Origin of the sequence: Streptomyces sp. 35G-GA-8 (genome assembly GCF_023534745.1) — a bacterium.
Classification (GTDB): Bacteria; Actinomycetota; Actinomycetes; order Streptomycetales; family Streptomycetaceae; genus Streptomyces.
In genome coordinates this window covers 478636-495468 of the sequence record NZ_JAMHJQ010000004.1, presented here as the reverse complement: position 1 = coordinate 495468, position 16833 = coordinate 478636, and the positions used below count along the sequence as shown (strand labels likewise).

22 protein-coding genes are annotated in these 16833 nt (G+C 67.9%); 3 read left to right on the top strand and 19 right to left on the bottom strand.

What is annotated here, in order from left to right; genetic code table 11:
- Positions 1–73: 73 nt before the first annotated feature.
- Positions 74–1189 carry a YbhN family protein gene (locus M1203_RS11555; protein ID WP_249949494.1) on the bottom strand — a complete coding sequence of 372 codons (1116 nt, stop codon included), beginning with the start codon at positions 1187–1189 and terminating at the stop codon, positions 74–76.
- A 355-nt stretch (positions 1190–1544) separates the two neighbouring features.
- Positions 1545–1919, bottom strand: coding sequence for a hypothetical protein (locus M1203_RS11550; RefSeq protein WP_249949493.1), 375 nt, complete (start codon positions 1917–1919; stop codon positions 1545–1547).
- Between the two features lie 1118 nt (positions 1920–3037).
- On the opposite strand from M1203_RS11550, the gene M1203_RS11545 reads away from it, so the two are divergent.
- Positions 3038–3265, top strand: a complete 228-nt coding sequence (locus M1203_RS11545; RefSeq protein WP_249949492.1) for a helix-turn-helix transcriptional regulator — start codon at positions 3038–3040, stop codon at positions 3263–3265.
- Between the two features lie 18 nt (positions 3266–3283).
- Here M1203_RS11545 and M1203_RS11540 read toward each other — a convergent pair whose 3' ends face one another.
- The 8 genes from M1203_RS11540 to M1203_RS11510 all read right to left on the bottom strand — a co-directional run bounded on the left by M1203_RS11540 (position 3284) and on the right by M1203_RS11510 (position 7994).
- Complete coding sequence (locus M1203_RS11540; RefSeq protein ID WP_249949491.1) at positions 3284–3472, bottom strand: hypothetical protein; 189 nt, start codon at positions 3470–3472, stop codon at positions 3284–3286.
- A 43-nt stretch (positions 3473–3515) separates the two neighbouring features.
- Complete coding sequence (locus tag M1203_RS11535) at positions 3516–4013, bottom strand: hypothetical protein (RefSeq protein ID WP_249949490.1); 498 nt, start codon at positions 4011–4013, stop codon at positions 3516–3518.
- A 271-nt stretch (positions 4014–4284) separates the two neighbouring features.
- Entirely contained in the window at positions 4285–4416 is a 132-nt protein-coding gene (locus tag M1203_RS38705; protein WP_283958455.1) for a hypothetical protein, read from the bottom strand.
- Between the two features lie 593 nt (positions 4417–5009).
- Positions 5010–5180, bottom strand: coding sequence for a hypothetical protein (locus tag M1203_RS11530; protein WP_249949489.1), 171 nt, complete (start codon positions 5178–5180; stop codon positions 5010–5012).
- Positions 5177–5338: a hypothetical protein gene (locus tag M1203_RS11525; protein ID WP_249949488.1), complete on the bottom strand. Its 162-nt coding sequence runs from the start codon at positions 5336–5338 to the stop codon at positions 5177–5179. Before M1203_RS11525 ends, M1203_RS11530 begins: the two co-directional genes overlap by 4 nt.
- Positions 5335–5808, bottom strand: a complete 474-nt coding sequence (locus M1203_RS11520) for a hypothetical protein (RefSeq protein WP_249949487.1) — start codon at positions 5806–5808, stop codon at positions 5335–5337. The genes M1203_RS11525 and M1203_RS11520 overlap by 4 nt, the downstream gene beginning before the upstream one ends.
- Positions 5809–6089: 281 nt before the next feature.
- Positions 6090–7265: a helix-turn-helix domain-containing protein gene (locus tag M1203_RS11515; protein WP_283958454.1), complete on the bottom strand. Its 1176-nt coding sequence runs from the start codon at positions 7263–7265 to the stop codon at positions 6090–6092.
- A gap of 87 nt (positions 7266–7352) precedes the next feature.
- A complete protein-coding gene (locus M1203_RS11510; RefSeq protein ID WP_249949485.1) occupies positions 7353–7994 on the bottom strand; it encodes an HAD family hydrolase in 642 nt (213 codons plus the stop codon).
- 109 nt (positions 7995–8103) lie between these two features.
- Between M1203_RS11510 and M1203_RS11505 the strand changes: the two genes are divergently transcribed.
- A complete protein-coding gene (locus M1203_RS11505; protein ID WP_249949484.1) occupies positions 8104–8304 on the top strand; it encodes a hypothetical protein in 201 nt (66 codons plus the stop codon).
- A 154-nt stretch (positions 8305–8458) separates the two neighbouring features.
- Positions 8459–8665 carry a hypothetical protein gene (locus tag M1203_RS11500; RefSeq protein ID WP_249949483.1) on the top strand — a complete coding sequence of 69 codons (207 nt, stop codon included), beginning with the start codon at positions 8459–8461 and terminating at the stop codon, positions 8663–8665.
- Between the two features lie 60 nt (positions 8666–8725).
- Here the strand turns inward: M1203_RS11500 and M1203_RS11495 are convergent, their stop codons facing one another.
- From M1203_RS11495 to M1203_RS11455, 9 genes are read right to left on the bottom strand one after another with little or no spacing between them, the layout of a single operon-like run.
- On the bottom strand, positions 8726–9346 hold the full coding sequence (locus M1203_RS11495; RefSeq protein ID WP_249949482.1) for a hypothetical protein: 621 nt from the start codon (positions 9344–9346) through the stop codon (positions 8726–8728).
- 3 nt (positions 9347–9349) lie between these two features.
- Positions 9350–9553, bottom strand: a complete 204-nt coding sequence (locus tag M1203_RS11490; RefSeq protein WP_249949481.1) for a hypothetical protein — start codon at positions 9551–9553, stop codon at positions 9350–9352.
- Positions 9553–10131, bottom strand: coding sequence for a hypothetical protein (locus tag M1203_RS11485; RefSeq protein WP_249949480.1), 579 nt, complete (start codon positions 10129–10131; stop codon positions 9553–9555). The genes M1203_RS11490 and M1203_RS11485 overlap by 1 nt, the downstream gene beginning before the upstream one ends.
- The gene (locus M1203_RS11480) at positions 10131–10865 is read right to left on the bottom strand and encodes a hypothetical protein (protein ID WP_249949479.1); all 735 of its coding nucleotides are present in this window, start codon (positions 10863–10865) and stop codon (positions 10131–10133) included. The genes M1203_RS11485 and M1203_RS11480 overlap by 1 nt, the downstream gene beginning before the upstream one ends.
- Complete coding sequence (locus M1203_RS11475; RefSeq protein ID WP_249949478.1) at positions 10862–11425, bottom strand: hypothetical protein; 564 nt, start codon at positions 11423–11425, stop codon at positions 10862–10864. Before M1203_RS11475 ends, M1203_RS11480 begins: the two co-directional genes overlap by 4 nt.
- A 13-nt stretch (positions 11426–11438) precedes the next feature.
- The gene (locus M1203_RS11470) at positions 11439–12578 is read right to left on the bottom strand and encodes a DUF5047 domain-containing protein (RefSeq protein ID WP_249949477.1); all 1140 of its coding nucleotides are present in this window, start codon (positions 12576–12578) and stop codon (positions 11439–11441) included.
- Positions 12578–13177: a hypothetical protein gene (locus M1203_RS11465; RefSeq protein WP_249949476.1), complete on the bottom strand. Its 600-nt coding sequence runs from the start codon at positions 13175–13177 to the stop codon at positions 12578–12580. The genes M1203_RS11470 and M1203_RS11465 overlap by 1 nt, the downstream gene beginning before the upstream one ends.
- A 3-nt stretch (positions 13178–13180) precedes the next feature.
- Positions 13181–14059, bottom strand: coding sequence for a hypothetical protein (locus M1203_RS11460; RefSeq protein WP_249949475.1), 879 nt, complete (start codon positions 14057–14059; stop codon positions 13181–13183).
- Complete coding sequence (locus M1203_RS11455; RefSeq protein ID WP_249949474.1) at positions 14059–16815, bottom strand: hypothetical protein; 2757 nt, start codon at positions 16813–16815, stop codon at positions 14059–14061. Before M1203_RS11455 ends, M1203_RS11460 begins: the two co-directional genes overlap by 1 nt.
- Positions 16816–16833 lie beyond the last annotated feature (18 nt).

Genomic DNA, 16833 nt, shown 5'->3' with positions numbered 1-16833 from the left:
TCAATCGGTCAAGCCACCGCATAAAGCGTAGCCGCACCTGGTGGATATGAGCATCTTGGGAGGTATGACCAGGTCAGGCGCGGCTGTCGGCGGCGGACTCGCCGTCGGACCTGCCGTCGGACCTGTCGTCGGACCCGGGACCGGCGTGGCCGCGGCTCAGTGTCAGCCCGAGCCCGCTCACCCAGCCGATCGGCTGGAGCACCCAGTAACTCAGCACTCGGTACAGGAGGGTGACGGCGATCGCCTGCTCGGTGCTCAGCCCGTACAGCACGAGCAGCGCCGTCAGGCTCGTCTCGACCACGCCGAGACCGCCCGGCGTGAGCCGCAGGCTTCCGGCGAACTGCGTCAGCGCGTAGACGGCGAGAACGCCGTGCCACGGGACGGCGATCCCGAGACTCCACACGCACGCGACCAGACACGCGAGGTCGAAACACCAGTTGAGCACCGCCAGCGACGACGGCCACAGCCACGGGCGTATACCCGGCCTGGTGGTACGGACCTCATGGCGCAGACGCGACAGCGCCCGCTCGATGTCCCACAGCCGTCGGGAGCGCAGTCCGATCCGCCGCCACACCCGCAGGGCCCGGCGCCTTACCCGGGGAAACCGGAACAGGCCGGCCGCCACGCCCGCCACCAGGACCGCCACGGCGGCGAGCCCGATGACCACCGGCCGTACCCCGGCGACCGGGCCCGACGAACCGGCCGCCAGTACGCCCACCATCAGAAGGACGAAGAGGCTCAGCCCGGACAGCAGCCCCGCGACCACCAGCACGGTCCCGGCGAGGACCTGCCCCGCGCCCCTGCGGCGGAACTGCCGGAACACCCACGCTGCCGCGAACGCCGCCCCACCGGGCAGCGCCCCCGCGATGGCGTTGGCCGCCAGCACGACGGCGCCGACGACCCGGAGCCGGATCCGCGCACCCCCCGCGCGCAGCAGCCAGTGCTGCACGGCCGCCAGACAGGCCAGGGAAGCCGCCTCGAACCCGGCGGCGATCAGCAGCCTGGGGAGCCGGACGTCATCGATGAGATGTACGGCGGTGACCAGTTCGTGGCGCCGGGTGAGTGTGACGACCACGGCGGCGGCCACCAGCAGGGCGGACACGGCCCACCAGAGCGGCCGTACCGACGTGACCGCATCGGCCAGGGCGTGTCGCGAGGCCCCCTTGTGCCCCCCGGGGCGGCCCGCCACGCTGTCCACGATACGACCCGGTCGGCTCTCCGGCCGCGAGCCGTACTCCCCGGGTCCGCCGCACGGTATGCCGGGATCCGGTTCGTGACACTGGGCCGTTCGGGTGTTGAGCGAGCCGTCGGCGAGCAGTTTCAGCGGACCTGTCTCCTGCCGTACGCCGGGGATCCCCCCGGCGTACGCCCCCCTGGAGCCGCGCGTCGTTCATCTCGGTGGTCACGGACGACAGTTGGGCGGTGGCCGTGGGCGCCGGATCACCGGGGACCCGACACCCGGTGATCCGGCATGGCCGTGGGGGCATGTCACTGAAGTGTGCCGCCGCGGCCGGCCGCATATGTTCGGTGGATTCCCGGAACCGTCACAGACAGTTGGGAATTCCGGGGGTGAGCTTTTCGAGCTTGAAGCCGACGATCCACCTGTTGGGCTGCCCCTCAAGCTGGTACCAGGTGTATCCGCCGCCGCGGCCCTTGCACTTCAGATGGACCGTCTCCGTGTTGTAGATCAGCCCCCACTCCTCGGCGTTCAGGTGCTTGGCCTTGTGGACATTCGCGTTCTGGGGGCCCTTGATGACGCCGGTGTACTCCGCCTGCGGCTCCATGGCACCACGCGGCGCTCCGGAGGCGGAGCCGGAGCCGGAACCCTCTGTCTGTACGGCCGAGGCGATTCCCGTGCCACCGACCGCGAGTACGGCGAGAACGGTGAGGACACCGGCCTTGCTGCGTAATCTGCGCATGCTTCCCTCATTCCATTGACGGGGAATTTCCCCCGTCCTTTATGGCACTCCGGAAAGTGCGCAGGGAAGGGGGAGCGAGTGCATGTCATCCGTACGAGTCCTCGGCACCGGTGAATACGATGTTCACGCGAGGGGAAAGCTCCGGCGCACGCCGGGAATCAATGTGACATTTGGCATTGCCGCGCCAAATGAATACGCAATCCGCTACGCATAATGTGATTCATTCTCCATGGCCCACGCAATCATGCCGGGCGTCGGGGCGTCGGGGGCGTCTCGGCGCCGGGGGCCGACGGCCGGCGCCGGGGGCCGGGGAGCGGCGTGGGTAACGGACTACGGGCACACCCGGGGGCTGCCCGGTCGTCGCCGTCGCCGTCGCCGTCCGGCCGATTCCGTTGCGCCCCGACCTGCCGACGCCCTCGCACGCGACGCGCCGAGCGGCCTCGGCCGAGCGCGCGAGGTGCCGCCTTCGAGCAGACGCCGGGGACGGACAGGAGCTCTGTCGCGAGGGCCCGGTCCTGGTGGTGTCGGGAAGGCGTCCGGGCGGGCCAGGGGTCCGGCAGGGCCGGGTAACTCCCCGGGCGCCGGCGTCGGTGGCGCCGGTGCTTACGCCAGCGCTACGCCGCACCCGCTAAGGTGCCTCTGACCTGCGGAAAGGCCCTCCCTTGGGGAGGGCCGCGCACCGCGCGTAGAAAAGCGCCCCCGGCAGGACTCGAACCTGCGGCCAAGTGCTTAGAAGGCATACGTGTCTGAGCGATGTGCTGACCTGCGTTTTCCCTGCTCCGCGTAAACCAAAGTAGGGAAAGGCACTTGGCCTATCTCCGGGGAAGATTCGGCGGAGAATCGACGGTCCGTGCTTCGCCGCCCTGCGCTCCAAGGCGGAGCGCAGGGCGACCCGGGAGCGGCGGCTCCACCATCTGAGTGGAGCGGCTGACCTCGCGCGAGATGCCTGCCGTCGCCCCCTCGGTCCGCCGGTGTCGGCGGACATCCAAGGTGGGGAAGTCGCCCGTGGGCGAGTACCCCTGGCCATCAAGATCAAACATTTTGTTATGCATCGTAAAGACAATTGATCATCCGGCGACAACTGTGAGCGGGTGCCGTCTTCCCGTCCGACTGAGCGTGTGCTCACCCGCCGCCGGGAGATCGGGGATCACATCCGGGGTGCTCGCCTGCACGCGAACCTCACCCAAGAGGCGGTTGCGCTTCGAGCAGGAATGACGCTGGCGCAGTACAACCGGATCGAGCAGGGCCACTCGTCTCCATTGCTCGACACACTGATCCGCATCGCCGACGCGATCGGCGTGCCCCTCGCGCACCTCGTGAGAGAAGAGCCCCGGCCGGCGCCGTGACGTCGGCCGGAGCGGTAATCAGCGACCCGTCTTGTACGGAGTCAGGGTCGCCGGGTCAACCACGATGACGAACGGGTCACCGTACGGTCGCTTCGACCAGCCCTTGCGTCGTGGCTGCGGCCCCGCGGCGGACTTCGTAGTCCGATAGCGGGCCACCACCTCGGCATATCGCGGATCGATCCACTCGTCCATGGGCTTGTTCTCCATCCTCTGACGGTAGAGCCGACGGTGAACCGGGCGCCATCAGACGTCAGTTCGGGCCGGTGTTGGAGCAGTCGCCGTTGCAGGTGCCCTCGGGCGGGGCCGGGGAGTGCTCGCAGCTGGCGGCGACAGGGATGCTCGTGTCGCTGGGGCCGGTCCACATGGCAGGTACGGGGGTGTAGCCGGCCGCCTCGATGGCGGCCTGGGTGCGGGCCAGGGCGTGCGGGTCGTGGCGGCTGGTGTCGGGGGCCTCCGGTACGTGGTGCACGAAGATGCCCAGTGTCTTGGCGAGTCGGGCCTTGATGCGGGTGTGGAGGATCAGGGCGTGCCAGCCCTCATCAACCACCCTGCTCGGCTTCAGACGGGCGCCGGGGTTGAAGGCGCAGGCGGCCTCGAACTTCAGGGCCTCCAGCGTGATTTCCTCCGCGACGGCGGTGCCCATGCCGGGGTTGTTGATCTGGACCGTGGCGGTGACGGCCTCAAGTTCCTCGGCGGTGAGAAGGTCGCGGGCGTCCCGTGTGACGGGTGCCTCGGTGGTGATACTCATGGGTGGCGCCTCCTGGTCTGGTGGATGGGTGGTGCAGCCGCTCCGGCCGGTCTCCTTGCTGGGATACGGCCGGCCGGGGCGGGGTTTGTGGCCGCTCGGCGGCTGGGTGGCTCAGCGGCCCGCAGGGGCCATCGGGCGGATGCGGCCGCTACTTCTTGTGCTGTGCGCGGGGGAGCTTTATCGGGACAGGGCCGACGGCCGTGACAGGCGTTGACCCTGTCCCATCCGTGCTCCCGCGGGGGAACGGCGGAGCACGGAGTCTGTGATGTAGCTACGCCCGGATCAGCCGCATGACCACGGCCGCGACGAGGGCGACGAGCGCGGCCATCAGCAGCCACACGCCCGCGCAGCACCTGATGATCGTCGTGTATTCCGCCTTGTCCGGCCGCTTCATCGTCGCCACGACGGAGGCCGCGGATCGTCGGGGTGCTCGGTGACGTAGGCGTCTACAACTTGCTGCGGAAGTGCTCCGCCGTCGGACAGAAAGTGGCCGCGCGTGTGGGCCCACTTCCGGACCCGCCGTGCCCATGCCGCCGCGACCTGACGCGGGGTGCGCGGCGGCTCCGGAGGCTCTGCGGGGATCGTGTCTGCCCTCGTGTCCGGATCCGTGGGGACTGCCCGCCACATCGTGGTGGTCGTGGCCCGGTAGTCCCGGTGAGACGGGTTCTGTCCGGTATGGAGCAGCGCCCATACCTCCGGGCCAATCCGTGACCCTTCTTCAGCCGGTGATCGCTCACCGCACGTGGCGCACTCAGACTGATATGAGGGCGGCACCGGGGCGCCGTGGGACGCGTCCTGGCGGAGCGTCCAGAGAACCGACCGAATGATCGTTCTAGGTGCCACGGGGCGCCCCTCCGTCCTTCCGGTGGAGTGGACAGCCGCACTCGGGGAACCGTGACGTCTCGTCAGGCTCTTTCGCCGGCGTCACCGTGTGGAGAGGCTTGACGGTGGTCCGCTTCCCGGTGGAGCTGCTCGTTCGGTAGACCCGGATCCACATCATTGCGTCGTCCGCTGCTGGTGGCAGGAGCACGCGCAGCGAAGGGTCTCGATGGGCGGCTGCGTGGCCGTCTGCCAGTCGAGTCGTGTCTCCCCGGGGCCGGGGCATTCGCCGTGCTCGTCGATCGTGCAGGCGGGCATGGTGTACGCGCCAGCCTTGGTCGTTGTCACTGTGTCTCACCCGCTTCGCGTGGCCAGGATGCGTGGCTGTGGCAGTGGTAGTGATCGCCGTCGTGGCCGTCGTGCTCGGTGCAGCGCAGGACATCGTCCGGCCGCTCGATCCAGCAGAGCGAGGGGATGTGGGTACGGGGCGTCTCGGGGTCGATCACGGTGCGACACCTTCGAGGCGGGCCCGCCCGACCCGAAGCAACTCGGCCACGGCCGCAGCGGAACACAGCCTCCCCGCCTGCTCCACGGGAACGGCCCAGTACGGGGTGACCGGTGTCGGCTCCGTACGGTCCGGGCGGGGGATGCCGAGCCAGCCGCCTCGGCCGCGGACCACAGCTTCCGCCGACCGCCACGTCTCGCAAGTTCCCGGCGGTACGAGCGCGTAGTACCAGTGACACGGGTGACAGATCACCGGGCCGTCGAGGACCTCGGCCAGCACGCCGGCGACGACGTCCGGGGCGCGGCTCTCGGCCGCCGCGTGGACCAGGACGAGCGGCATTCGGACGGCGTCGTAGGGGCCGCCGGTGCGCAGCATTGCGGGGCGGTCGTGCTGCCATGCCTCGTGGGCGGCTGCGGGAGTCGGGCTGGAGGACGTCAGCCACCGCGCCACTTGGTCGGTCGATGTGATCACGATCGGTCTCCTGCCTTGCAGCCGCAGGTGACGATCGGCCAGACTCGGCAGGTGCCGACGAGCGTGATGCGGCCAGCCGAGGCGAGCGACTTCGAGACAGCTCCGCAGTAGAAGCACGCCTCGCCGTGCAGGCGGGCGATGCTGACCGGTCCCTCTACCGGGGTAGGGGGCGGTTGCAGTACATCGGGCATCTCGGGTCCCATCTGGCTGTCGATGTGCGGACAGACAGATGGTGGGCCTGGGCAAGGCCCCTAAGTACTACAGCGTGTATCACCCCAGACTCAGATGGCGCCGATCCATTCGGCGAACGCCGTGAGTTCCTCGTCGGAGCGCTTCACACGGCGAAGGGTTGCCGTGTCCTCACGCGCCCAAGGATGCTCTCGGGTGTGCTGAGGAGCTGCGGTTCGGGCGACCTTAAGGGACTCGAAGGCGTCATCCATGAGACCCGCCCACAACTGAGCTCGGGCCAGCTCGATGTAGAACGCGCTACGTCGCTCGCTGGGGAGGTCCCGCGGCGGCTTCCACTCTTGCGCCACGTCCAGGGCCCGCGAGACATGGGCGGCACCGAGGCTCACGGCAACGGATACCTGGTGAATGCGCAGTGAGCTGGGGCCGAACGCGGTTCCGTCGTAGATGTCCTCCGGCACGAGCGCGGCCAGAGTCTCGGCCTCGGCGAGGTGGGTGTCCGCAGCCGTCTCGTTTTCTGCTCGTCCAGCGACGACGGCGGCCCGCATGTGGAGCGCGCCGCGCGCTGCGATGGACCTAGGGTCCGTGGGGGGCGGGGCCGCGTCTACGGCGGCTTCGAGAGCACGGAGACCGACGGCGTAGGACCGTGCGGCGAGAAAGGTCTCAGTGCGCACGTACGCGGTAGTCGCGTTGAGAAGCGGGTCCTCAGCCTGTGTGCAGGCCCACCGCATCAGCTCAACAAGTCTGGCGGAGAGGTCGTAGGCACCGAACTTGTACGCGACGGCGTCTGCGGCGCGCGCAGTTGAGGCGAGCAACTGCGCGGCGCCCTTCTGCTGGCGGCCCTTGGCCGTGTGCAGAGTACGCAGCGCGTCACCGAGCAGGGCCGGTGCCTGGACTGCGAGGCGGCTGTACTGCGCGCCGAGGCGCCAGCTCACGGCGTCGTTGACCGCGGAGGTCAGCTCCGGCAACTTCCGGGCTGCCGGGCCGTCGGGGATGTCGTATCCGGCGATGGCCGCAGAGATGTGAGGGAGCGCGCCGTGTACGCGTCCGGACGTACGGGAGTTTCCGTTGACCAGCCGGGAGGGGTCGACATCGAGAGCGGCGGCGAGGCTGTCGAGGGTCTTGTCGCTCGGAGAGCGGACGCCGCGCTCGATCCCCCTGATCATGGACAGCGACACGAATGACGCTCGGGAGAGGTCGGCCTGAGTCATACGGCGCGCGTGACGGCGTGCCGCGATGCGCTTTCCGACGTGTCCTGGCGTATCGGCCATGTGTCTCCCTCGTGCGCCGTTGTCGGCACCGTACCCAAGCGGCGGCAGGCCGGCCCCGAAAACGGACGCGCTGCACCCTGCCGAGTGTCAGGGGGCGACGATCGAGGCGAGCTGGGTCAGGCTGTCGATTCGCCAGTCCGCCGCCTCGATCACCTCCGGGTCGTCCGCCCACAGATAGCCCCATGGCCCGCGCCGCAGATGGGCGACAAGCAGGCCGGCCTCCCGGGCGGGGAAGACGTCGTTGGCTGGATGGTCGCCGACGTACAGGGTCTCGTATGCGAGCGCGCCGGACGCGTCGAGGGCGCGAGCAAAGAACTCCGGGGACGGCTTGGCCACGCCCCACTCGCCCGAGGTGGCGATGAAGTCGACAGGCAGGTCAAGGTCACGCAGCAGCTGTGCGGCTTTCACGGTCTGGTTGCCTGCAACGACGACGCGGACGCCGAGGGCCCGGACGCTGGCCAGGGCAGGGCGCACATCGGGATAGAGGTCGGATTCGTCGAGGTGCTCTCCTCGGCCGGCAGCCTCGCGTGCTTGGTATTCCGCAGCGACGTCGATGTCTGGCCGGATGAGTCGGAGGGCGTCGGCGTTGTCCCGGCCTTGAGCGACGACGGCGCCGACCAGAGCAGCGACGGTATGTCTGGGAGCGTCAAGCCAGTCAGCCCATGCGGTCCAGTAGCGGTCGTCTCGTACGAGGGTTTCGCCAACGTCGAGGATTACTGCGCGGATCATGGCGGCGAGTGTATGGAGATTTCCATACGTTGAGGAGGGCGTATCGGGCGCACGGCACGCTGGCGCGCCGATCGTGCTGGCGGGTAGGCCGGCGCTTACGATCCGCCTCGTGGCAATCGAACTGAGTGACGAACTAGTCCGGCTCGAAGAGAGAGCTTGGCAAGAGCAGCAGCACGGCGCCCTCACCGTGGAAACCGCGAACGCCGTACAGGACGCCATCACCGCCCACGCTGCGGCGACCGGCCAGAACCGGTACGAGGTGGAAAAGGAGCTGAAGCGGGTTGTACGGCACCCCGAGCCGGACGAGTAACAGATCCCGGACGCGCGAAGGCGCCCCCTGCCCAGCCCGCGCAAGCGCCCCTGACCTCCCGTAGGAGAACAGGGCCGCGGCCGTGTGATACCGCTCACGCGTGGTGTGTGCCGCAGGACCAGACACCGGGCGGGCCCCGCGTCACCCTTGGGGCATGACGAGATACTTCTACGTGATCACGATCGACACGGGCGCTGGCATGGTGTCGGTGGACAGCACACTGCACGCGTCTGAGGTGACCACGAGGCAGCAGCGGTATAAAGCCGCGTACGCCGACGCGTGCAAGAAGATCAGGGCCTCCAAAATCGACATCCCGGACGGGGCGCCGACGCTCTTCTACACGTGCGAGCCAGACGAATAGAACCTCGGGCGGAACAACGGCGCCCCTGCCCCGGCCGAGGCCAGGACAGGGGCCCGTCGCTTACCCCTGCGTCATCCGAATGAGCGTCAGGTTCCGGTTGTTGACCGTGATCGACGGGATCGTCGCCGTATGCGTCGGCGTCCACGCCAAGTTGAAGAAATCCGTCGTGCCGTTACACAAGGCGCCACCGGACGTCACCAGCTGGGCCGTCCCATCCGCGGCCAAGGTGTTGCCGTTGATACCGCTCCTGCTCACGATCGTGGAGTCGTTGAGCAGGAGCACGATCGACGTATTGATCGGAGCCACCCCACCCGCCACCTTCGGGAAGCTCGCAGCACCGAACGCCATCCAGAACCCCGGCAGCTTCGGGATCACACGGTAGAAACTTCCCGCACCGATCACCTGATAGTTCTGCTGGTTGAAGCCGTTGCCCGCGACCGCGGCGCCCACGTTGAAGTCGAAGTACTCGAACGGTAGACCGCGTAGCGAACCGGAGACGACGTTGTTGTACTTCGCCGTGGACTGTCCGACCGCCTTCACTGAGGGGCGCGAAGAAATGCCGTTGTAGACCGCCTGCACATCCGTATCGACAGCCGACGCCAGATCCTGCATCGCCTGCGGCACGTCCGCCGGATCATCAGGCACCGGATACGGATAGCCGCGCGTAGTGGTGGCCGGCATCGGTCAGCCTCCCGTCCCGGGGCCGGTCTCCTCGCCGTTGTCCGGCGGCGTAGGCGGCTCCGGCTCGGGCGGTGGGGGGTTCTGGGGGTCGTCGCCGGGGGTGCCGACGCCGGTGGTGGGGTCAGGCTCCGGCGGGGTCTCGGGCTCCGGTCCGGGGCCGGGCTCTTCGGGGCCGGGGGTCCAGGCGTCTTCGGGGATGGTCGTCATTACGGGAGTCCTCCAACGATTGAGATTCGGGTGGCTGTGAGGTTGCGGGCACCGACGGATTTGGCGGTGGTGTGGTCGTGGAAGAAGCTGACGCCGAGGGTCTCGCCGACGGCGGCGACGTAGTAGATGGCGTACAGGTCAGGGCGCGTGGGCCCGGTCTGAGACATACGGAGGGACTGAGCGACGGGTGTCGGCCCGAAGGCTCCGGAGGTGACCATCTGGGTGTACGTACCGACCTCGGTTGCGGTGCCGCTGACCGCGACCTCAAGGCGGGTGGAGAGCAGGTAGATCCCGGTGGCCGTGAACGTGATCACCGTTGGGGTGGCCGCGTTCCACATGCCCGCGTTGTCGTACGAGGCCGCAGACCATGTCAGCGGCGTCACTGTGGAGCCGTTCACGCTCTGCGCGGTGGAGCTGCCCACGCGCACGGTCGGCTCGTCCAGAGCAGCCAGCCGCGCCGCGTCCAGCACCGCCACGTCGTTGTTGACCGCGGTCGCCAGGGCCTGAAGGTCCGCGGGCGGATTCTGCGGGTCGGTGTACAGCGGGTACGGATACCCGCGGGACGTGTTCTGCGGCATCAGGTCCTCCGTCGTGCTACGGCCAGGTCCCAGTTCAGGGACGCGTCCGCGCTGGTCGTGGAGCGGAGCGCGATCCGCATGTAGCCGGTCACCGGCGCCGTCACAGTGCCCGACAACGTCGAGAACGGCGGCGCGGCCGGCACGTCCACCGCGCTGGCGATGACCGTGTCTGCGGACGAGGTCGTCGGGTACAGGTCCGCCGGGGCGGCGAACCACAGCGCGAGCAGATCCCCGTCCGCGGTCTCCGGGGCGTCGGCGACGTAGCTGCCCCACACGTACACGGACACCGCGAAGGCATCGCCGATCGTGACGGGGATGGGATCGGAGTAAAGCAGAGCCACCGCGGGCGCTCCGTCGGTGGCGGCGTTGACGTAGAAGGCGCCGTCGGGCGCGCTGTCCACGGGCCCGACGAGGGTGATGGATGAGGCCCCGGACAGGTCGTACGCCGTCCAGTTGATGATCTCGGAGGGGTTGTCCTCGAAGCTCGCATTGATGATCTCGTTGCTGCCGACGCCGGCCAGCGCACCGAGCACGCACCATGACGCGTCCTGCCGAAGCAGGAGCACGAGGTCGCCCTCTGTCGCTTCGTAGCCGATGAGGTAGCTCGCGGTGATGGTGGTGCCGGCCACGTTGACGCGGAGCGTGTTGTCGGAGACGCCGGTGATGCTGCCGGTGCGGACCTGTGCATACGGGCCGGTCTGCGCGGCCACGAGCATGGGAGTGGAATTGGTCATCCGGCCACGATCCTGACCAGCTCCATGCGGGAGCCGAACGTGATCGACGTGCCGGGGGCGGCGTGGCGGATCTGGTTGGTGAGGAAGTCGCCCTGGTCCAGGTGCAGGGAGTAGAAGAACTGCTGCGCCTGCGCGCTGATCCCATTCGTGTTCCGGCTGTAGCCCTGCCAGTTCCCTCGGGGCGCCCCGTTGAGGGTGAGACGCGAGCGCAGGTGGAGCTGGAGGGTGGACGTGGCGAAGACGTAGCCCATGACGAGGTACCAGCCAGAACGCTGGATGGCGAAGCCGCCGCGCGCCGGGTCCCACAGGCCGACCCGGTTGTTCCAGGAGAAGCCGCCATAGACGACGTTGAAGTCGGACTCGGTGGTCGTGATGCCGTTGGCGAAGATCTTGGCGCAGTCCGGGTACGCCATCTCGTCGGAGATCCGGTCCCGGAGCGTCTGCACGTCCGCGTTGATGGCATCCGCGAGCCCCTTCACCTGGATGATGTCCGAGGCATCCTTCTGCACCGGCGGCTCGCACTCCGGGTACGGGTAGCCGCGCGCGGTCGTCTGCTTCATACGGTCTCTCCTCTCAGGTCAGCGTGTCGGGCGGCACCGGGCCGCGGCCGGCCAGGGACTGCGCGGTGGTGGTGTCGAGCGGGTAGGTGATGCGGTCGAGGATCTGGTCGCCCATGAGGCGGTCGTTGGTGCCGGTGCCGGAGACGATGTAGCGGAGGGCGTCGCCGGGTTCGAGGGAGTAGTCCGGTACGCAGGAGACGTCCCACTGTTCGGTGAGGCCGATGGACGCGCCGAGCTGCGCGAGCGACAAGGTTTTGGCCTCGGCCTGGGTCAATGGCGTCTGCACGGAGATGACTTGGGCGACGCGGCCGAAGCGGTCGCCGTACCGGGTGGGCGAGCCGCTGGCGGTGTTGCGTGAGGTGGAGCGCACCGGGTTGGTGCCGTCGGTCCGTTCGGACACCACGGTCACGGAATTGGCGACGCCGTCGCGGGACCGGCTGATCCGGGCCGCGCTGATCGTCCCGCCCGGCCCGTCAGTGAGGGTGACGGACGGCGTACCGATCACGTACGGCAGCCGCTGCACGGTGAACGAGCCGTCACCACGGGCGTACCACCGGGCGCCGAGCGCCTGCGCGAGCTGATCGAGCGCCTGGCCTCGGTCCTTGTCCCAGTTGAGCTCTGGCACGCGCGCGTCGACCGCGTCGCTGGCCGTGAATGTGGCGGAGGGGAGTGCATCGCGGATGAGTGCCCGGATCTCCGCAAGCACGCTGCCCCTGTTGCGGACGGTCCAGATCTGTTCGAGCTGGCAGCCGACCACGTCTGCGGCAAAGTCGTCGCACTGCACGGTGACCTCACCGGCCTCGGTCCGCGTCACGTCGTACACCCTGCCGGTGAAGACCGGGAAGGTTTCCTCGGTTCCGTCCCCGTACCGCAGCCCGGCGCTGATCCGGATCACGGCTGCCTCCGGGGCGAACGCGGCTGATGCCGTGCGCGGGTACCAGTCGTCCGTGACGGTCAGCGTCGCCGTTCTCGTCACCCGGTTCGTCATTGACGCCGTCACGGATCCCTTGGAGAACGGAATGTCGCGCAGCAGCGGCGCCCCCAGCGAGTCGACCGTGAGGGGCACCCCGGCGATGTCAGTTGAGGTGACGTGGAAGGCGACCTGGTGCGGCCGGGCCAGGGCTTGCCGGTAGAGGGCGGAGGTCGGTCGCATCAGGCGATACCGGCCCATGTCGCGTTGGCCGACGGGGTGATCCCTGTCATGGTGATCGTTGCGGGCAGCGATGTCTGCGCGGCCGGACCGTTCGCGAAGCGCGAGGCCCCGGTGGCGAGGTTGAAGTTGCCGACGGTGGACGCGGACGAGGACGACTGACCGAGCGCCGGCGGCGTGCCAGCGTTCGCGAGGACCGCGACGTAGTAGCGGCCCGGCACCGCAGCGTACGGCGCGGTGAGCGCGATGACCTTAGCGCCGCTGGTGGAGAAGTCGCCGGTGCAGTCCGCGGACTGGGCAAGCCGGGTGCCGCTGGAGGAGTAGAGGCCCACGAAGTTCTGTCCGGCCGTACCGCCGGTCGCCGCGGTGTTCACGTGGAGGGCCACGGACGTGATGCTCACAGACTGCGTCACATAGGGCAGTTTGATCAGTCGAACCGTCCCAGACGTTGGCGCGGCTGAGGTGCTGATCTGCGCCACGTCGTACGTCCAGGCCAGCAGGCCGTGGTCGTTGGCGTCGAAACCCCCGTGCGCAAGCGCCGCGAGCGCGAAGTTGAGAGGGCTGCCCCACGAGGGGGTGCCGACAACAGGCAGGGTGATCATGCTCTAGCCTCCGTAGATTCCATCGCCATACAGTCCGTCGCCGTAGCCGTCTGTACTGGTCCCGCACACGAGCGTCCCGGCCGCCAGGTCCTGGTAGGTGCCGCCCGCCGCGGCGAGGTCGGCGAAGGTCGGGAAAACCTCCTCCACCACGCACCAGTTCGCGCACGCCGAGCCCTGCTTCGGCCCCACCGGCGCATCCACCACCGTGTACGGCATCGTCCACATCCGATGCGGGCGCCGCTGGTCCGCATACAGATACGACTCCCGCAGCCTCCCGGGCTGGATGTAGATGTCCGGCTGCCCGTACACCGGCGGGAGTTGGAGCATGAGCGGGCCGCCGGCCGTGAACAGGTCGTAGACCTCGTCCTTCGCGTCCAACGTCCGGGTCATGAACGAGATCGTGCCGCCGTGGCTCTTGCGGCGGGACCAGACCACGGCCGGGGTCTCGGACCCGGTCAGGGGGAACAGGCCGGCGTCCTCCTCGCGGTCGCGGTCCCCGAACCCGACCCACACCCGTTCGGGGTTCGGCGTGCTGCACACGTCGCTGTGGCCCTCGATGCCGCCCGAACAGAAGTCGAAGTCCCGGTCTGCCCAGGGCCTCAGAGGGTCCTTCACCCACACCGAACCCTCCTGCGGCAGCTGCGCGGGGCCCGCGAACAGCTCCTGGTTCGTGCCGGGATGGCCGATGGCCCGGTACCAGACAGGGGTGCCGATCGGTGCGCCGGTGTCGTAGAAGACCGCCCTCTGCCCCAAGAGCGGCACGGTCTGGAGGAATGTCCACGGGCCCGCCGCAGACACGGCGGAGCGGTAGATGTCGCCGGTGGTCTGCGTGCCCGCGGTGCCGGTCCAGGTGACCGTGAGGACGACGTATGGATCGGTCATCAGAAGCGGACCCCCTGCGCGGCCACGCGGTCACGCGCCGCCTGACGCTCGTCGATACGGACGGTGACGTACCGGTCGACGGCCTCATTGCCGATGGTCACGAACACCGGTGGCGGCGTGTAGGCCACCTGAGGGCGCACCATGCGACCTGAGTCGGTCTGCGCTGGCAGCATTCCGGGGAGTGCCACCGTGACGTCGTTGAGCTGCCGTTTCAGGTCGGGGATGGAGTCGCTGATGCCCTTCGTGAAGCCGTCCATGATCGAGCGGCCAGCGGGGATCAGGATCCGCTTGTCGAGGTCTTCTGGGCCCTTCCAGTCGGGGATCCGGCTGGTGATTCCGCTGAGGACGCTGGTAAGGGATCCGATCATCGACCGGATACCACTGATAAGGCCTGAGATGACGGATCGTCCGGCCGCGAAGAGGAGCCCGCTCATATTTCCTACGGCGGATCGGATCTGGCCGGGGACCGCACGCATGCGCGTAAGGAGATTATTGATTCCTTGGACGATCCCTTGCACGAGTCGCTGCCCCGCTTCTGTTGCCTGTCCAGCGATGGTGGAAACGATCGACACCATGATGTTAGTAATCTGAGTTTTCAGGTTGTTGAAGCCCTGTACAGCGTTATTGACCATTTGGTTCACCATTTGTACTGCGCCATTCAGGGCACCCCGGAAATCTCCGTTGAGGAGATCTGCCACGATTCGGATCGCGGGGATCACTACGTCACGCAGGACATCGGAGATGAAGTGAAGGGCGCCGCCGAGGAGGCTGGTCAGGATCCGGGCTAGGTCCGCCACCACAGGCATCACGAAGCTGAGGACTGCCACCTGGAATTCAAGAAACTTGGCGATCAAAGGAGCAAGTTCAACCAGAAGTTCCGCTGTGGCGGTCGTAATTTCCAGCAGAGACGGGGCGAGGTCAATCAAAGTCTGCGTAAGTAGAGGGATTACCTGCTCGGCGAGTTCGAGGAATTTCGGAAGAATTTGCTCAAGAATTGGGGTAATCGATTCGAGCAAAGGTACGAGCTGAATTCCTATATTTTCCGCTAGTTGGGCGATCAGGGGATTGAGTAGAGCGATTGAATCCCCAAGAAATTCAAAAAGCGGGAGGAGTGCGGGAAGAATTGCGACTGCCAAATCGCCAGCCAGGGTAATCAAAGGTGATGCGGCAACGATAAGGCCACCGAAGGCTTCAGCGAGGGCCAGCAGAACCGGATCAAGTTCGGTCAGGATTCGACCGAGTTGTTGCCCGAGCAACTCAATGATCTGCTGCACCGGCGGGGCCAGTGTGGTGATGATCGGCCCAAGAATCGCGAAAGCCTGCGCGAGGAGCGGCCCGACGGTCCGAGCCAGCGTGCTCATCACGTCGGACAGCGCGCCAAGGGCATCCTGAAAGCCCTTGGTGGCCGTGATGTCGGCCAGCGTCCCAGTGATGGTCTCCAGGACCGTGAAGAGGCCCTCGCCGTCCTGCGCGACCGCGCCCATGACGTTGCCGAGGATCTGGAAGACGTCCCCGGCGATGCGGCCGAGCTGCACGAGCAGATCGACCGCTGTACCGATCGCTTCCTCCAGCGCCCCGGACGCGAACGCCTTGGAGAGAGACGCGGCAACTTTGTCAGCGACCCCGGCCGCCGCCGTGGTAATCCGCTCAAACGACGGGCCAGCCGCTGCGGCAAGCTGCCCGAACGCGGTAACCGCCTGACCAGGGAGCCTCTCCAGATCCACCAGGCCCGCGTTCGCCGACTTCAACGCGGCCCCGAGAATGCCCGAGGTGCCCAGCGTGACCGCTGCATCGGACGCTCCGATGGCCATGCGGTTGAGGGAGACGGCACTCGCGTTCAAAGACGCCTGGACGTCTGGCAGTACGGATCGGCTCAACTCCCGGAGCGAGTCGTCAAAGTCCTGAAAGAACCGATCCTGAACTCCCTGCTGAAGGCCCCGCAGTTCCTTCTGCATCCCCTGAAGCTCGGTGACGAACGCCTTCGCCTCTGGAGCCAGCTTCTCCATCGCCTTGGCGAGGTCTTCCGGTGTGGCCTCAGGATCAAAAGCGGTCTCGATCGCGTCCGATACTCCGATCATGGCCAGCTTCACGGCGCCGGAGGCCGACTGGAGAGCCAGCAGCCCCGTCGTCGCCACGGCCGAGGCCGGCAGGAGGTTTTCCACTGCCGTGACCACGCCCGCCAGCAGGGGCGCCGCAGTGCCGGCCGCCGCGCCCGCCGTGCCGAGCGTCCCGCTGAGTCCCCCCAGCGCGCCGACGGCCGACAAGACGGAGCGGGAGAGCCGGTTGGTGGAGTCGTCGACTCTCCGCAGGGAGTCATCATCGACGCGTACACCGATACGGATATCCGGGGCAGTGGCTTGCGCAGTTGCGGCAACACGTTGGAGTTGGCCCCGTACGGCGCGCAGGGTTTCGGGGCCGTTGAGCACTCCCTGAAGCGTCACCGGGTCGACCGCTGAGCCGGTGGTCGCGGCGGCGGTCACCCTGTTCAGGTCCGAGCGGAGTTGGCGGAGGGTCCGCTGCTGGTCCAGGACCGCGTCGAGGTCGATATCGGCGGCGCCCGCCGCTGCGGCGGCGACGGCTCGGTCGAGGTCTCGGTTCAGACTGTCGATGCTCTGTGTCAGGTCCAGCGCGGCTTGGACGTCGACATCAGGTGCGCCGTTTTCGGCGATGGTGACGATGCGCGACAGGTCCCGCTCCAACTCGGGGAGAGCGCGGGTCGCGTTGATGATGAGATCGACCTCAGCCTCTGACGCCATGATTCACCTCCTCTCCTC

Coding starts and splice junctions, on each gene's coding strand:
- M1203_RS11550 (WP_249949493.1), bottom strand. CDS start 1,919: ATGCGCAGATTACGCAGCAAGGCCGGTGTCCTCACCGTTCTCGCCGTA.
- M1203_RS11540 (WP_249949491.1), bottom strand. CDS start 3,472: ATGGAGAACAAGCCCATGGACGAGTGGATCGATCCGCGATATGCCGAG.
- M1203_RS11535 (WP_249949490.1), bottom strand. CDS start 4,013: ATGAGTATCACCACCGAGGCACCCGTCACACGGGACGCCCGCGACCTT.
- M1203_RS11515 (WP_283958454.1), bottom strand. CDS start 7,265: ATGGCCGATACGCCAGGACACGTCGGAAAGCGCATCGCGGCACGCCGT.
- M1203_RS11510 (WP_249949485.1), bottom strand. CDS start 7,994: ATGATCCGCGCAGTAATCCTCGACGTTGGCGAAACCCTCGTACGAGAC.
- M1203_RS11500 (WP_249949483.1), top strand. CDS start 8,459: ATGACGAGATACTTCTACGTGATCACGATCGACACGGGCGCTGGCATG.
- M1203_RS11495 (WP_249949482.1), bottom strand. CDS start 9,346: ATGCCGGCCACCACTACGCGCGGCTATCCGTATCCGGTGCCTGATGAT.
- M1203_RS11490 (WP_249949481.1), bottom strand. CDS start 9,553: ATGACGACCATCCCCGAAGACGCCTGGACCCCCGGCCCCGAAGAGCCC.
- M1203_RS11485 (WP_249949480.1), bottom strand. CDS start 10,131: ATGCCGCAGAACACGTCCCGCGGGTATCCGTACCCGCTGTACACCGAC.
- M1203_RS11480 (WP_249949479.1), bottom strand. CDS start 10,865: ATGACCAATTCCACTCCCATGCTCGTGGCCGCGCAGACCGGCCCGTAT.
- M1203_RS11475 (WP_249949478.1), bottom strand. CDS start 11,425: ATGAAGCAGACGACCGCGCGCGGCTACCCGTACCCGGAGTGCGAGCCG.
- M1203_RS11470 (WP_249949477.1), bottom strand. CDS start 12,578: ATGCGACCGACCTCCGCCCTCTACCGGCAAGCCCTGGCCCGGCCGCAC.
- M1203_RS11465 (WP_249949476.1), bottom strand. CDS start 13,177: ATGATCACCCTGCCTGTTGTCGGCACCCCCTCGTGGGGCAGCCCTCTC.
- M1203_RS11460 (WP_249949475.1), bottom strand. CDS start 14,059: ATGACCGATCCATACGTCGTCCTCACGGTCACCTGGACCGGCACCGCG.
- M1203_RS11455 (WP_249949474.1), bottom strand. CDS start 16,815: ATGGCGTCAGAGGCTGAGGTCGATCTCATCATCAACGCGACCCGCGCT.